This is a genomic window from Bacillus sp. SH7-1 (assembly GCF_008042405.1).
GTDB lineage: Bacteria > Bacillota > Bacilli > Bacillales > Bacillaceae_G > Bacillus_A > Bacillus_A thuringiensis_N.
This window is the reverse complement of the sequence record NZ_QNUD01000020.1, coordinates 1-14,028: the sequence shown is the minus strand read 5'-3', so window position 1 is coordinate 14,028 and position 14,028 is coordinate 1. Positions and strand designations below refer to the sequence as shown.

Genomic DNA, 14,028 nt, shown 5'->3' with positions numbered 1-14,028 from the left:
ATTACTCTCAACAGCTCTTTTTCCTACTCATCTGATTTATTAAATTTCGCTAATGCGTAAATGCCTTCTTCATCATCTAATTCAAGTTGTAATCTTGCCGCAAATGAATTGACATTATATTCTCTGTCAAGCAATAAGCGTAGTGCTTCGATTAAGTTCGCTTGGATTAAAATTTGCTGGCGACCATTTACCTCTACTTCAGCAGAGAATCCGTAGTCATCGTCATACATGAGTTCAACTAAAACTTCTTCTGGACCAACTTGTCTTTTTTCAGCGATATATACGCAAAGCGCATTGATAAGTTCTTGTTCAGAAATTTTTATTGTTTCCATGCTACTTCATCTGCCTTTTTCTTACGTTGATCTTTGAAGTATTTAAATGCACGAATTGCTAACATTACGATACCAGCCATTACTAACATATTTACCATAAACGCTAATACAGAACCAAGAGCTCCCATATTTGCAAATAAGCTACCCATTAGTAAACCACCAAGACCACCTAGTAATAAACCTTTCATAAAGCTTCCTTTATTACTTTTTGGTGCTGTGTTTGTTGCTTTTGTTTTTGAATCTGGAGTCGTTTTTTGAGAATTTACATTTGAATCTTTTTTGTTTAAATCAACTTTTGATTTTTGACCTGAACTTGGTGTAAATGATTTTTTACCAGATTTGTAACTTTTCGCTGCCGCATGATCTACGAACATAAAGCTACTAGCCCCAAAGATCACCATGAATGCTGTCATTACTGCTACAAGTTTTTTCAACATATTATATCCATTCTCCTTTTATATAGATATATGTGAAATCTATCTTTCTAGTAAATTCAGAATGATAGATTTATTTTTAAGAACATTTAAAGGTTCTTATGAACTTATTATATGAACTTTTGTCGAAATATGCAAGTATTATTTACTTCCAACAGTTTAGTGACAAAGGAAAAATTAAGCAAAACTGAATTGACTTTAAATGAAACAAAACATATTATAAGTTCATAAGAACTTTTTATTATTTTGGAGGTGAAAAGATGGAAACATTTCATCTCACACGAAACGAAATGGCAACCCTCCTTCTATCATTAAGAGGATGGAATACGAAAAAGCCTCTCGGTATTTTACAAGAAGCTTGGGCAAAGTCACATAAAAAAGATATTGAAAGCGGACAAAGCGTAACTGCTTTTATTACTACCGCACTTTCACCTATTTTCGAAAAATTGATTAAAATTGACGATACAGACGTCGGTTTTTCTTTAAATGAAATAGTCGCGCTTGGCAATCAGATCGAAAACACGAGTTTCTCTGTAACTGCTATGCAAAACTGGGTGAAACGAGATATAAAAGAAATGATTGGCTCTCCTCAAAAAGGGAAAAAATATTCAATTGAACAAGCAGCCTTACTATTCATTGTCGAAGATTTAAAAACAGCACTTGATTTTGAATCCATTCGTAAGCTATTACGCCTAATCGTTAATGACCCAGCTGATCGAAGTGATGATTTAATCAATCCTGTTCATTTATATGTAGCATACTCTTCTCTATTTGAAGAACTTAACCAAGGGAACTGCTTACAACTATATGCAACAGATACCGTTCATACAATTGAAAACATCGTAAAAGAAAAAGCTGATAAAATCGCAAGCAAGTTCGATCAAATTAATAACGAACAACGCGAAGCAATTCGTAACGCTATTATTATTGCGACCCTTTCTGTACATACCGCATATGTACAAATGTTAGCAAAACGTTACGTAACAGCGACGTTATTTTTACAAAATTTAGATGTGAAACCGTAAAAAATAGAAGCAAAGTTGCTTCTATTTTTTTATGAGAAATTTTTAATAATCTTTTCATTAACCCTTCATGAAAACGCGGCTTATATCCTTTACTATAACACTTATGAGAGACATAAAAGAATTGAAATAGCAATCCCCTATATAAATAAGGTATAATCTACATATAGTGAACCTTTTACATTGTTAAATAAAAGGGAATATATTCAAAAATTCATAAACTAGAAGGTGCAACAATGTTAAGTAGTTTTATTCATTCAGTATTAACGTTTTTTGAAGGATTAGGTTATTGGGGCATTATGCTTGGACTTATGATTGAAATTATCCCAAGTGAAATCGTCCTTGCTTATGCAGGATACTTAGTATTCAATGGAAGCATCTCATTTATAGGCGCAGTTGTATTCGGTACAATTGGCGGTGTTATTGCTCAAATCTTTATTTATTGGATTGGACGATACGGTGGACGCCCTATTTTAGAACGTTACGGAAAATATATTTTCATTCATAGAAAACAAATAGATGCAGCTGAAGATTGGTTTAATCGTTACGGTACTGGCGTCATTTTCACAGCACGCTTTATTCCAGTAGTCCGTCATGCGATTTCTATTCCTGCTGGTATTACAAAGATGCCATTATTACGTTTCACTACGTTAACAGCACTCGCAATCATCCCTTGGTCTATCATTTTCATTTACTTAGGTGAAAAACTAGGTGAAAATTGGGAGAATATTAATGATATTGCTGGACCATATGTGAAATCATTCGCAATTGGTGGCGTCGTACTTATTCTTTTATACTTTGTCATTAAAAAATGGACAAAAAAACGTAAAAATCTTGCTTAAAATCACAAATAAAAACCGCTATACATTCATTCAGAATTATAGCGGTTTTTATTTTAGTACTGACTATCTTTTAGAAATTACATTCAAATCCTTTAATCTAATATTTACATGGATAAGCAACCATTCGGCCATTCATTTCGTATGTTATTTCAAAAGGAGTGATTTACCTATGCATTGGCAACACAAAATACAATACTTAATCGGACGCCCTATCGGTATTTCCTTCATTAATGGGCAAGGAACCTCTGGTGTATTATGTTCAGCACATGATGGTCAATTGTATGTATATGAATACCTTTATCAAGCGCAGTTCGCAATGAAACATTATGATTTTAGACAAATTCAAAATATACATGCCTTTCCGAATTGCCCACATCAAAATCCTCTATATTAAAAAAGGAACAGCTTATAGCCGTTCCTTTTTCTCCACACTTATTTCTCAGTATAAAAGTTTTGCACTGCTTCATCAAAGTAAATCCAGCCTTTCCACCCTAAATGAATTGTATCTTTTAAGAAATACTTATCATATTCATGGCCAGAGAAATCGACTACTGGATACCCTGCTTTCTCAACTTGTTCCCGAACTTTTTTATAATATACTTCACGGCGTTCTTTAGGGAAGCCAGCATAATCATACCATGGTCCGTTTACAGGTACAGAAATAAAGAGCGGCTTGACATTTTTCTCTTTAAAAATATTTAAAACAATTTGTAAATCATCATATTCTGGTGATTCTTCATACGATTCATTTGCTCTAAAGTTTTTTAAACCTTTTAATTTTTTCTTTAAATTATGCTTATAGTAATACGGATTTTCAATTCCAAATGTGTTTGTAGTAGATTCCGCTTTCCCTTCTTCTTCCGCATGTTTACGTGCATCTACCCAAGAAATTGAACGTAGTCCCACATTTGTTTTTTCTTTCATCGGTTCAATCTTAAATATAGAGTTAAATAAATCTCTATGATCTAAAATATTTCGATGCATATAAGCAAGTGGTTTAACTAAACCCGCTTTTATATTATGTTTCGTATCATTATATACAATACCTTCTAATGAATTCTTTAATATATCATCTTCTTGAACAACTTTATAATCTAATAGTCGTTTCGCAATTTGCTTCTTCATTGCTACATTTATTTTATCATTAAAAATAAAATGATATGCCTGTTGTTTAGAGAAATTGTTCGTAAAATCCCCCTGTGATACCCCAGTCTTTGTAAACCATTGTGGTGATAGAACAAAGACTACTTTTTTACCTTCTAATTCATCCATTGTAGACGTCATATTTAATATATGAGCTAAACTTTGTGTACCGCCAATCCCGATTAAATATGGCGTAAAACCTGCGGGATTTACTTTGAAGTAATTAGATGGATGATATGCATCCATTCGTAAAAATTCAGATGAACCGTACATCGGTAAATACTGCGAATTCTCTAACATTTTCTGCTGCAAGAATACACTTTGTAATTTTTCTTTTTGTAAGGAAGTTGCCGCATCTTCTACCTTCTTATCACTAATAAGTGATACTAAACTTTTCGATGGGATGAATATGATAATGAAAAAAAGCACACACGCTAAAATTATGGGACCAAAAGCATGCTTCATTTTCATTTTTTGTTCCTCTTTCTATCGCTATTAAATTGTAACCCTTGTTTTTGACACGTCATTTTTTTCTCCTTTTTCTCTATACATGTTCCATTCTATTTATCTATTATATACATGTATGTATTTCTTTCCTTGTTCTATTAAGTCCTATTTATAGCGCAAGAAAATGTTTCCATAGAAACACGTTAATTATACAAGATTCTACATTCATTTCACACTGAAATTTTAGTAATAATTTTATTTTTAAGACATGAAAAAATAAATAAAATGTCCATAGTCCATCAGGTGATATATTAAATTTAAAATAAGATAAAATACGTCTACTATAATCAACATCATGATTATATGTAAAACCTCGCTTTCTGTTCTAACTTTGCATATTCACCAAATCTAGTTAATCCTTCAACCATCGGGGCTTGCTTATGTAAAGATTTAGCTGCTTTATCTACACTGAACAGTTTTTTATAAAAAATAAACCACTTAGACAAATGTCCAAGTGGTTGGAAGGAAACACTATAGCATCTCCTTTTTATTACTATCTTTTTAAATTCAGTATCATATAGTAGTAGATAAGTCGAATTTAGAAAAAACTATCTGATATACATAGAATCCGGTACAGACATTAAATAATAGAAAAAGACTCCGATTATCCCACTAGTAAAAATAATAAATCCCATATTGCGTATGCCTTTAATTTTTGACTGTAAACCTATAAACCCTGATAAAAGCCCAGTAAAAGAAAATAGAATCCAATATAGCTCGGTTCGGATGTCAAGATATTGACTACCCTCAACGCCCAGCCCCCAAAAAATATAAGGCAGTACGACAAAGGAAACACTGAGTAATCCCATAATACTCACAAGTAGTTTATAATATTTGACCCCTGCTATTATTAAATAAATCCCACCCGCAAATCCGCATAATACGAGTTAAGGTGTGTATAGTATCCAAAGAAGACTTAAGATGAGCATATGTAAGTTCCTCCTATTTATTTTGGGTCATTGTAGTCTATTAATTTTCTGAATCTGCTACTAATTTTTCAAGGTGACCGAGTGCTTCTTCTAAATCAAACGAGTTAAACCAACGATAATCTTGTTTATCTAAAATACGATAATGCTGACTAATTAGATTTTGTTGTAAACGAAAGTTCCCTTTTTCTTGAATCTGTTTCCACCAGACTTTTCCTCCCAGTGTTTTCTGTTTGGTGTTGTTCAAGTTTTTATGTGCTAAAGTTGCAATGACTACTAATGGATCATCTCCTAAACTAGACTGTAAAACCTCGCTATCCCTAAACAATGCACAAATTGCTACGGTATTGGTCCACCCTGCATTTGTTCGTCCCTTCTCAATTTGAACGAGCGTTTTTTTTGAAATACCAAGAACTTCAGCCATTTTATCCTGTGTGTATCCTTTCTCCGTACGAATTAACTTTATTTTTGTTGATATGAGTTCGATTGTAAGCTCTTTATTCAATTCCTTCACCTCCGGAAGTAACTTATGTTTTATTTAGTGTAATTTTACACTACACCTATTTTATTATCAACTTATTCTCTTTACGTTAGCTTCTATCACATTTATGTATTGAAATCCATCCCTATTTACTATTATCACCTTACCAATTATTCTTTTTACACACATAAGCTCTATTGCATATTGAATGGAATTTTTCGCTACTTCTGTTGCATATCCATTCCCCCCAATATTTCGGATCAAGTAGATACATAATTTCTATTCCATCAGTTTCATCCACTTTTCTACTTGCCAAAAACTTCTTTCTTTAAAATGTATAAAATTGATCGACATCTTCTATAATTGGTTTCCTCATGAGTACCTATTACTTTCTTTTAACCTAAATATCATGCCCCTCCAATCTCTGTTTACAGACTAGTAATTTATACCGCGAGCAATTTATATAACTTTACATAAGAAAAACAGACTACCACACACATGGAGTCTGTTTTCTCATCCTTTATTTTTGTACATCTGCCCACTTTAAACTTGTTGCTGGTCCAAATTGATGTACGTATAAATCTTTCACATATGGCTTTTGTAAGTAAGATAATCCGCGCTGGAATACTGGAGCAATTACCGCATCATCCAGCAACATTTTTTCAGCATCTTGCAGTGCTTTCCAACGAGCTTTTTCATCATTACCTAATTCTGTTTTAATCTTCTTAATTAACGCATCATATTCTGGATTCGCATATTCAGTATTGTTCACACTGCTTCCAGAAAGGAATACTTCTAAGTATGTCATTGGATCTGGATAATCTGGCAGCCAACGTGATAATGACATTTCATATTCTTTCTTCTTCTCTAGCGCTAACTTTTGCGTATGTGGTTGTAATTTTACATTTACCTTTAAGCCTGGTAAGTTTTTCTCTAGCTGTTCTTTAATGTATTCTCCTACTTTCTTAAAGTTTTCTAAATCATAGTTTAATAACTCAAGCGTTACTTCATTTGTACCAGTCTCTTGCTTCGCCTTTTCCCAATATTCTTTCGCCTGTTTTACATCAGTTTTATTAAACTCACCTCCCGTACTTCTAAAATCTTTTTTATCTGGACCTTTTAAAAATCCTTTTGGCACGTAATAGTCTGCAGCAACCGATCCATCATTTAAAAATGAAGTCGCAAGTCCTTTCTTATCAAACACTGTACTTAGTGCAAGCCTTGCATTTTTATTTTTAAGAATCGGTACATTTTCATTGAATCGGAAGAAGTACATAACCGGATCTGTATATTGTTTAAGCTCTTTATTATTTTTATATTTATCTACGAATTCAGTTGAAATGACAGCTCTATCAACTTTATCTGTTTCATATAAATTTACCGCAGTTGAAATTTCTTTAACAATTTGATAGTTTACTTCATCTAACTTCACTTCTTTTTTATCCCAATACTTATCGTTTTTCTTCATTGTAAAGCTCGCTTCATGCTTCCAATCAGATAGTGTAAATGGCCCATTATATAACGCTTTATTTGCTTCTAATCCGTATTTATCACCTTGCTCTTTCGCATATTTTTCGTTAATTGGATAGAAGGACGGTAAAATAAGTAGTTTCGTAAAATACGGTACAGGATGTTCTAACTCTACAACGAATGTTTTATCATCCGTCGCTTTCACTCCTAATTCCTCTACCCCTAGTTGTTTCTTATTTATTTTCTCCGCATTTTTCACATCGTATGCAATGTACGCATATTGAGAAGCAGTATTCGGATTAATAAGCTGCTTCCAAGCGTATACGTAATCTTGCGCTGTTACTGGATCTCCGTTAGACCATTTCGCATCACGTAAGTGGAATGTATATGTTTTTCCATCTTTACTAACTTCATATTTTTGTGCTCCAGCCTCAATCACTTCATCATTTTTCGATAAGCGGAATAATCCTTCCATTACGTTATTTAAAACGTTAAATGATACTGCATCTGTTACTTTCCCTGAATTTAACGACGGAATTTCACCCGTTTCTAGTAACTGTAATACTTTCTTCTCATCTTTCGGCTTTGTCGTTGTTTTTTCTTTTGCGCAGCCAACTAAAATTGAAGAAACTAATAGAGTACTAACTAATGAGTAACGAACAACTTTTTTCATTTGAAAACCCCCTCTATTTTTTAAGGTAAGTAACGACGGGCACCAGCGTATTCTTCTATATATCCTGGTGTATTTAACGGTATAATTTCTACCGACCTTTCAGCTCTTGGTGAGTGAATCATATTTCCGTCTCCAATATACATAGCAACGTGATGGACACTGCCTTTTCCTTGATCATGTGCAAAGAAGATTAAATCTCCTTTTTGTAAATGTTCTTTATCAACTGCAACTCCATTTCTCGATTGCGGTCCAGAATCTCGCGGAATGGTAATACCATGCGATTTATAAATTGTATGTGTAAATCCAGAGCAATCAAATCCGAAGCCACTTGTACCAGCCCATATATACGGTAATCCTAAAAACATTTTCCCTGTATTTATTAAATCATCGGCTGTCGGAGTTGGAATATCATTTTGAGAACGGTAAACCGTTCCATCATTTTTTCGTAGCCAAGCTTTCTGTCCATTTGGTAACAACACGCGATATGAAATTGTATCTTCACTTAGTAGCGGCAGTCGCGTATTATAGCTCACTTCAAGCGATTTATGTTTTTCAGAAGGATTTATATATAAAATTGCTGTCGGTTTCGTTACTAATACGAAAGGTTCATTTGTTTTATCTGCAAATTCTTGATTATATGTTAACTGTTTTTCAGGCATCCATCCTGGGTAACCTTCCTCATTTCGCGGTGTTGGTTGACCATGGACTAACACTTTCACCCAGTCCCCTTTTTTATCAACAACCGTTACTTCTTGACCTAATAGCGCTTGCGTTTCTAATTTATTTGCATTTGTTAACCAAAGTTTCTCATCAAGCGTCATCGATTTCGTCCACTTCCACAAATCAACTGGATTTGTAGCGCTCGGTACATCAATTGGTCGTAATGAATCAGGTGCAGTCCAAAGTGTTGCGGCAGATACATCGATAAACGCTTTACTATCTCTCTTCTCTTCAGCATTCGCTGATGTAAACGATGAAAATATAAATAAAGTTGTTAAAAATGCAGTTCCTACTTTTTTCATACATATCCCCCTTAAAAGATAGTTTACTAGTCTCTTCTCCTAAGATTTACTATTCACTGTCGATTGAAGGTTTACCTTTGATCCAGAATAAGTCATTCCTTCCGGCTCTTCCATTAACCAAAGCGGCGCATCAAGATCAAAATAATGAATATTAGGATGAGCTGCCGCCAAATGGGCTACAGCGCTAACAGAAAGAGAAGATTCCATCATGCTCCCCACCATACATTTCACACCAGCTGCTTCTGCTATATCTGCAATACGCCACGCTTCACGAATGCCACCACATTTCATTAATTTAATATTGATTAAGTCTGCATATCTTCCTTGCACGATTTTCAATGCATCGCTGGCTGAAAATATGCTTTCATCTGCCATAATAGGCGTTTGCACATGGTCTTTGACGTACTTTAACCCATCCCAATCTTTCGCATGAACAGGTTGTTCAATAAATTCGATATTTAAATTACGATTCTCCATTTCTTTAATGATAGAAACCGCTTCTTTTGGATTCCATCCTTGATTTGCATCTAATCGTAACGTCGTATTTTTTGGTACACTATTTCGAATCGCTTCAATACGTTCTAAATCTAAATGAGCAGATTTCCCCACTTTAATTTTCAAAGTTTGAAACCCTTTTTCTACATGTTGCTTTGCCTCTTTTGCCATAACGAAAGGCTCATCTACACTCACCGTAATATCTGTATGAATTTCTTTCTTCCCGCCTAATAATGCGTAAAGTGGAACGTTTTGGTGTTGACAATACACATCATATAAAGCAATATCTACCGCCGCTTTCGCACTTGGATTTCCAATACAACTCATTTGAATGTGCTGCAGTAACTGCTGAAATTGAATGATATCTTGACCAATTAAACAGGAACGCATCGGTCCTAAAATTGCTTCTTCAATCCCGTTAGCGAAATCCCCCGTAATAACTGGTGTTGCGGCTGCAGCACCCTTTCCAACAATTCCTTCATCTGTATGAATATATACATCTATACTTTCTATTTCGGTTACAGTACGAAGCGCCGTTTTAAACGGTGTATGCAGATTTACACGTCTACGATTTACTTTTACATCAGTAATTTTCATTTTGTTCATCCTTTCATTGTCTGGCAAAATGGAACATTAATTCTCGATTATTTTGGAGCAATAAGTCTCCTCTTTTGCTTACTTTTCATGTAGAAGGTTAATGAAAAATAAAAAATCCAGCCATAAGAAGATTCTTACGGCTGGATTTTGTCTATGAATGGGTAGACAAAGCAGCGATTTGATTATATTTTTTCTGTGCATCTTTTAATGCTACAAGTAGTGCCTTTTGAGACGAACCGAAGTATCTATTTTTTATTTCTGTTACCAATAGTGGGTCATTAATGTTTTTATGTAGAAACAAATATTTAACGAATTGTGATGTTAATGCAATTGTCGCTGAGCAATCTGCATCTACAATTTCCCCGGTCTCCTTAATAAGTACAAATGCTACAAAATAACTTTTGAACTTTTCAGTAATGGGATTATTTTGAGGTGCTTTCGCATCCCCTACGATATAAATTGTATTTGAAGCGTACACAGCTATCTTCCTTTCTAATACGGGATAACGGTTTTCTTAATAGTCGTATGAGTGATAAACTCAACGTTGATTAAAAAATGTATCCGCTTAACTTGTATTATAATACAATTGACAGAATTTTAACAACATTTATTTCGGTATATATTCCATAATTATAAAAACAGCTCAAACTCTTCATTTTTACAATATGTGATTGTTTCTTGTACCATGCCATTCATACATGAAAAAACAGCTAGCAATCGCTAACTGTTCTATTACACTACTTCGGCAACACAAATATAGTTTCATTGGACTTAGAAAATTGATATTCTTTTCTCGCAAACTTCAAAATTTCTTCCTCATCGTCTGTTAAATTTTCTATGTTAGTCTTTAAAGAAGTCTGATCTTTCTTTAAAGAAACCAATTGTTTTTTTTGATTCGTAATTGTATCTTTTTTTTCTACAATTACTTCTTGTTGTTTCGTTAAAATAAATTGAACGTACAAAGTAGCCGCCGCAATAAATAAAAACATGAATATAAATCGCCTTAGTTTTTTCTTATTAATTGCTCGATTCTCATTAGACTGTGATAGTTGTTCTTGTATATTAGGAACATTTATTCGCTTGAGTTTCCTCATTATGAAATCCCCCTAACACATATATTTTCACTACCATCGGCATAATCTCTTACTAACTATAATTCTATTCTTATAAAATAAGCTCCTTCACAAAAATATCTCACAAATTAACCAATTAAAGATAGCATTCGACGACATTTCCATATTTACACTGAAATTCTTTATGTATGCTGCCATAAAATAGTAGTTTCTGTTAATCTTTTTCTATTATTGTAGAAGAGTTTTTACACACAGAATACCTTTCCTACATATCAATGTTATAACATGCTTACAAGGAGGGAAAATATGCATTACCGTACATTAGGTAAAACCGGAATAACTGTTTCTGAAATAGGTTTTGGGGCATGGGCAATCGGTGGTGATGAATGGGGACCTGTTAACGATAAACAATCTATAACAGCTATCAAAAAAGCAATTGAGTGTGGTGTGAATTTTATTGATACTGCGGATGTGTATGGTTTAGGACATAGTGAAAAGTTAGTGGCTACCGCAATTAAAGGACATCGTAATGATATTATCCTATCAACGAAAGGTGGTTTAATCGGACATCACTACGATCCCAATGGAGAACCTGTATATAATACTCCCGAAAAAATCATCGCCGTATTTGAAACAAGTTTACAACGTCTTCAAACAGATTACATTGATCTTTATTTTTGTCATATTTGGTGGCATAATCGTAGAGAAACAGAAGCATTTTTACGTGCATTTGAAATATTAAAACGTGATGGAAAAGTAAGAGCTGTCGGTGTTTCGACCCATGATTTACAGTACATTCATCATTTCAATACAAACAATAAAATTGACATCGTACAACTTGATTACAATATATTGAATCGAAAACCAGAAAATGATATTTTGCCATTTTTGCAAGAGAAAAATCTAGGAGCTGTTATTCGTGGGCCATTAAAAATGGGTATTTTAACTGGAAAATTCACAAGTAAAACAACTTTTCCAAATGGTGATTTACGCAAAGATTGGCCAAATGAAACTTGGTTTCAAGAAGACTTACAAAAGGTAGAGAAACTTCGATTGCTCTCAAATAAAAATCAGACCTTAGGACAACTTGCACTTCGCTATATACTCACTCATCCAGCAGTAAGTGTTGTAATCCCTGGTGCAAAAACAGAAAAACAAGCACAAGAAAATGCAAATGCGTCTGTTCGCCCTATTTTGAGTGATGAGGAGCTTAGCTATATTCATTCAATATAAAAAGCCCAACCTGGGCTTTTTAATTTTGTAAATCAATATCATATTCCATGCTTTTGGCCGTTTCCTCAGCAATCTCCACACCTAACAAGTTTTTCACAATATGAAATGACATATTAATACCAGCTGAAATACCAGCAGATGTAATAATATGTCCTTCATCTACAAATTTCACATTCTCCATTACTTCTACATTCGGAAAATCTTTTTTGAAAGTTTGAATACTAGCCCAATGTGTCGTTGCTTTTAAGCCTTCTAGTAAACCTGCTTTCGCGAGTAATAGCGCACCCGTACAAACTGAAGTCATTAGCTTTACTTCTTTCATTTGCTGACGTACCCAATTTATTATAATATCATTTTTCACTTCATTTTCTCGTACGCCTTTACCACCTGGAATAATTAAAATATCAACTGGTGGTAAATCTTCAGCACTATAATCCGGCTTTACCTTTAACCCATTTCTTGCTGTAATCATTTCTCCATTTTGGCTAACAGTATACACAGTAAATGGTTTTTCCTCATGCACTTCAGTTACAGAAAAAACTTCAAATGGACCTGCAAAATCTAACACTTCTACGTCATTAAATAAAAATATACCTACATTCCATTTATTTATCATACGTTTATTCCATGTTGCAAATAATGTAAAAGGTGATCATGTTCTTTTTCTAATGCAATATCATATGCTGTTTTCCCATCATTTTTCTTAATCGTTTTATTAGCTCCATTTTCAAGAAGTAGCATAACTATTTCTTCATTTCCTAATAATGCTGCTTCGTGAAGTCCTGTCCAACCACCACTTTGTATAACATTTACATGTGAACCTTTTTCAATTAAGAAAGCAACAAGTTCGCTTTGCTTATTCGCTATTGCCGCTTGCAAAGGTGTATTTTTATTTTCGTTTTTTGCTCTAATATGTATATCTGCACCACTTTCTATAAGAAAACTTGCTAGCTCTTTTTCTCCAAAATAAGCTGCTAAATGAAGTAAAGTCCAACCATCTTCACTAAACTCGTTAACAGCATTTGGATTTTCCTTCATAAACTCCACCACTTTTTCCTTATTACCACTAATGACAGCGTGTACTATTGATTGTAAAATCCCCATAAAAAATCTCCCATCTTTCAAAATATTTAAGCATACTCTTCTATATGTTCTATTGATTATTATATTTTCCTGTTCAATAAACAGTTTACATAATAATATTATTCATCTGATTTCTATCTTTTATTTTAAATATTTAAATTTTCTGTTAAGATAGCACTAATCATGTTTAATATGGAGGAGAAGTTATGTTACAAGTAATGCCTTTAGATAATGAAGACTATGATTTAATTACAGCTGCTGAAAAAGTAATCGAAAAAAACTATAAATATGGTCGTCATCATATCGGTTCAGCTGTACGAACTAAAACAGGTAATATTTATGCAGCAGTGCATGTTGAAGCGAATGTTGGAAGAATAACAGTATGTGGCGAAGCTATGGCAATCGGAAAATCTATTTCCGAAGGTGATCATGAATTTGATACTATTGTAGCAGTCGCTCACCCACACCCTCATGAAGATATTGAAAAATGTTGGGTTGTTGCTCCATGTGGTATGTGTCGAGAATTAATAAGTGATTACGGAAAAAATACGAACGTTATACTTTCTTATAATGGTGAACTTGTAAAATGTAACGTAATGGAATTATTACCTGAAAAGTATACAAGTGAAGTAGAATAATCATTCCAGTTTTCCATTCATTAAATAATATTATGCCAATAAAAAAACAATCCGTTT

17 protein-coding genes and 1 pseudogene are annotated in these 14,028 nt (G+C 33.6%); 5 read left to right on the top strand and 13 right to left on the bottom strand.

Annotated elements, in window-relative coordinates; translation table 11 throughout:
• Positions 1 to 23 precede the first annotated feature (23 nt).
• Positions 24 to 332 carry a YxcD family protein gene (locus DN390_RS17620; RefSeq protein ID WP_063221480.1) on the bottom strand — a complete coding sequence of 103 codons (309 nt, stop codon included), beginning with the start codon at positions 330 to 332 and terminating at the stop codon, positions 24 to 26.
• On the bottom strand, positions 320 to 769 hold the full coding sequence (locus DN390_RS17615) for a hypothetical protein (protein ID WP_060631188.1): 450 nt from the start codon (positions 767 to 769) through the stop codon (positions 320 to 322). Before DN390_RS17615 ends, DN390_RS17620 begins: the two co-directional genes overlap by 13 nt.
• A gap of 257 nt (positions 770 to 1,026) precedes the next feature.
• On the opposite strand from DN390_RS17615, the gene DN390_RS17610 reads away from it, so the two are divergent.
• From DN390_RS17610 to DN390_RS17600, 3 genes are all read left to right on the top strand, one after another.
• Positions 1,027 to 1,791 (top strand): DUF1836 domain-containing protein, encoded by a 765-nt coding sequence (locus DN390_RS17610; RefSeq protein ID WP_147807957.1) that lies wholly within the window; start codon positions 1,027 to 1,029, stop codon positions 1,789 to 1,791.
• A gap of 233 nt (positions 1,792 to 2,024) precedes the next feature.
• A complete protein-coding gene (uptA, locus tag DN390_RS17605; RefSeq protein ID WP_147807956.1) occupies positions 2,025 to 2,630 on the top strand; it encodes an undecaprenyl phosphate transporter UptA in 606 nt (201 codons plus the stop codon).
• A 169-nt stretch (positions 2,631 to 2,799) separates the two neighbouring features.
• Positions 2,800 to 3,024, top strand: coding sequence for a hypothetical protein (locus tag DN390_RS17600; RefSeq protein WP_147807955.1), 225 nt, complete (start codon positions 2,800 to 2,802; stop codon positions 3,022 to 3,024).
• A 38-nt stretch (positions 3,025 to 3,062) separates the two neighbouring features.
• Here the strand turns inward: DN390_RS17600 and dltD are convergent, their stop codons facing one another.
• The 9 genes and pseudogenes from dltD to DN390_RS17555 all read right to left on the bottom strand — a co-directional run bounded on the left by dltD (position 3,063) and on the right by DN390_RS17555 (position 11,038).
• The gene (gene dltD / locus DN390_RS17595) at positions 3,063 to 4,244 is read right to left on the bottom strand and encodes a D-alanyl-lipoteichoic acid biosynthesis protein DltD (RefSeq protein ID WP_147807954.1); all 1,182 of its coding nucleotides are present in this window, start codon (positions 4,242 to 4,244) and stop codon (positions 3,063 to 3,065) included.
• A gap of 584 nt (positions 4,245 to 4,828) precedes the next feature.
• Positions 4,829 to 5,140, bottom strand: coding sequence for an ammonia permease (locus tag DN390_RS17590; RefSeq protein ID WP_255444042.1), 312 nt, complete (start codon positions 5,138 to 5,140; stop codon positions 4,829 to 4,831).
• 109 nt (positions 5,141 to 5,249) lie between these two features.
• The gene (locus tag DN390_RS17585) at positions 5,250 to 5,711 is read right to left on the bottom strand and encodes a helix-turn-helix transcriptional regulator (protein ID WP_147807953.1); all 462 of its coding nucleotides are present in this window, start codon (positions 5,709 to 5,711) and stop codon (positions 5,250 to 5,252) included.
• A 134-nt stretch (positions 5,712 to 5,845) separates the two neighbouring features.
• Positions 5,846 to 5,994, bottom strand: a pseudogene (locus DN390_RS31670) (GNAT family N-acetyltransferase); the annotation flags it as partial.
• Between the two features lie 213 nt (positions 5,995 to 6,207).
• On the bottom strand, positions 6,208 to 7,830 hold the full coding sequence (locus tag DN390_RS17575; protein ID WP_147807952.1) for a peptide ABC transporter substrate-binding protein: 1,623 nt from the start codon (positions 7,828 to 7,830) through the stop codon (positions 6,208 to 6,210).
• Between the two features lie 20 nt (positions 7,831 to 7,850).
• Positions 7,851 to 8,852, bottom strand: coding sequence for a C40 family peptidase (locus tag DN390_RS17570; protein ID WP_087963912.1), 1,002 nt, complete (start codon positions 8,850 to 8,852; stop codon positions 7,851 to 7,853).
• A gap of 39 nt (positions 8,853 to 8,891) precedes the next feature.
• Positions 8,892 to 9,953 carry a dipeptide epimerase gene (locus DN390_RS17565; RefSeq protein WP_147807951.1) on the bottom strand — a complete coding sequence of 354 codons (1,062 nt, stop codon included), beginning with the start codon at positions 9,951 to 9,953 and terminating at the stop codon, positions 8,892 to 8,894.
• Positions 9,954 to 10,095: 142 nt separating this feature from the next.
• A complete protein-coding gene (locus tag DN390_RS17560; RefSeq protein WP_060631199.1) occupies positions 10,096 to 10,422 on the bottom strand; it encodes a DUF3870 domain-containing protein in 327 nt (108 codons plus the stop codon).
• 259 nt (positions 10,423 to 10,681) lie between these two features.
• Positions 10,682 to 11,038 (bottom strand): FtsB family cell division protein, encoded by a 357-nt coding sequence (locus DN390_RS17555; RefSeq protein ID WP_060631200.1) that lies wholly within the window; start codon positions 11,036 to 11,038, stop codon positions 10,682 to 10,684.
• Between the two features lie 285 nt (positions 11,039 to 11,323).
• Here DN390_RS17555 and DN390_RS17550 point away from each other — a divergent pair, with 285 nt between their 5' ends.
• Positions 11,324 to 12,250 (top strand): aldo/keto reductase, encoded by a 927-nt coding sequence (locus tag DN390_RS17550; RefSeq protein ID WP_147807950.1) that lies wholly within the window; start codon positions 11,324 to 11,326, stop codon positions 12,248 to 12,250.
• 19 nt (positions 12,251 to 12,269) lie between these two features.
• On the opposite strand, the gene DN390_RS17545 is transcribed toward DN390_RS17550, so the two are convergent.
• Both DN390_RS17545 and DN390_RS17540 read right to left on the bottom strand, forming a co-directional pair.
• Positions 12,270 to 12,866: a DJ-1/PfpI family protein gene (locus DN390_RS17545; RefSeq protein WP_097952450.1), complete on the bottom strand. Its 597-nt coding sequence runs from the start codon at positions 12,864 to 12,866 to the stop codon at positions 12,270 to 12,272.
• Positions 12,863 to 13,354 carry an ankyrin repeat domain-containing protein gene (locus DN390_RS17540; RefSeq protein ID WP_098198783.1) on the bottom strand — a complete coding sequence of 164 codons (492 nt, stop codon included), beginning with the start codon at positions 13,352 to 13,354 and terminating at the stop codon, positions 12,863 to 12,865. Before DN390_RS17540 ends, DN390_RS17545 begins: the two co-directional genes overlap by 4 nt.
• A gap of 185 nt (positions 13,355 to 13,539) precedes the next feature.
• Between DN390_RS17540 and DN390_RS17535 the strand changes: the two genes are divergently transcribed.
• Entirely contained in the window at positions 13,540 to 13,971 is a 432-nt protein-coding gene (locus DN390_RS17535; protein ID WP_097952454.1) for a cytidine deaminase, read from the top strand.
• Positions 13,972 to 14,028 lie beyond the last annotated feature (57 nt).

What these genes read in the sequence shown, in the direction of transcription:
- DN390_RS17620 (WP_063221480.1), bottom strand. Translation starts at nt 332, where the DNA reads ATGGAAACAATAAAAATTTCTGAACAAGAACTTATCAATGCGCTTTGC.
- DN390_RS17615 (WP_060631188.1), bottom strand. Translation starts at nt 769, where the DNA reads ATGTTGAAAAAACTTGTAGCAGTAATGACAGCATTCATGGTGATCTTT.
- DN390_RS17610 (WP_147807957.1), top strand. Translation starts at nt 1,027, where the DNA reads ATGGAAACATTTCATCTCACACGAAACGAAATGGCAACCCTCCTTCTA.
- uptA (WP_147807956.1), top strand. Translation starts at nt 2,025, where the DNA reads ATGTTAAGTAGTTTTATTCATTCAGTATTAACGTTTTTTGAAGGATTA.
- DN390_RS17600 (WP_147807955.1), top strand. Translation starts at nt 2,800, where the DNA reads ATGCATTGGCAACACAAAATACAATACTTAATCGGACGCCCTATCGGT.
- dltD (WP_147807954.1), bottom strand. Translation starts at nt 4,244, where the DNA reads ATGAAAATGAAGCATGCTTTTGGTCCCATAATTTTAGCGTGTGTGCTT.
- DN390_RS17575 (WP_147807952.1), bottom strand. Translation starts at nt 7,830, where the DNA reads ATGAAAAAAGTTGTTCGTTACTCATTAGTTAGTACTCTATTAGTTTCT.
- DN390_RS17570 (WP_087963912.1), bottom strand. Translation starts at nt 8,852, where the DNA reads ATGAAAAAAGTAGGAACTGCATTTTTAACAACTTTATTTATATTTTCA.
- DN390_RS17565 (WP_147807951.1), bottom strand. Translation starts at nt 9,953, where the DNA reads ATGAACAAAATGAAAATTACTGATGTAAAAGTAAATCGTAGACGTGTA.
- DN390_RS17555 (WP_060631200.1), bottom strand. Translation starts at nt 11,038, where the DNA reads ATGAGGAAACTCAAGCGAATAAATGTTCCTAATATACAAGAACAACTA.
- DN390_RS17550 (WP_147807950.1), top strand. Translation starts at nt 11,324, where the DNA reads ATGCATTACCGTACATTAGGTAAAACCGGAATAACTGTTTCTGAAATA.
- DN390_RS17545 (WP_097952450.1), bottom strand. Translation starts at nt 12,866, where the DNA reads ATGATAAATAAATGGAATGTAGGTATATTTTTATTTAATGACGTAGAA.
- DN390_RS17540 (WP_098198783.1), bottom strand. Translation starts at nt 13,354, where the DNA reads ATGGGGATTTTACAATCAATAGTACACGCTGTCATTAGTGGTAATAAG.
- DN390_RS17535 (WP_097952454.1), top strand. Translation starts at nt 13,540, where the DNA reads ATGTTACAAGTAATGCCTTTAGATAATGAAGACTATGATTTAATTACA.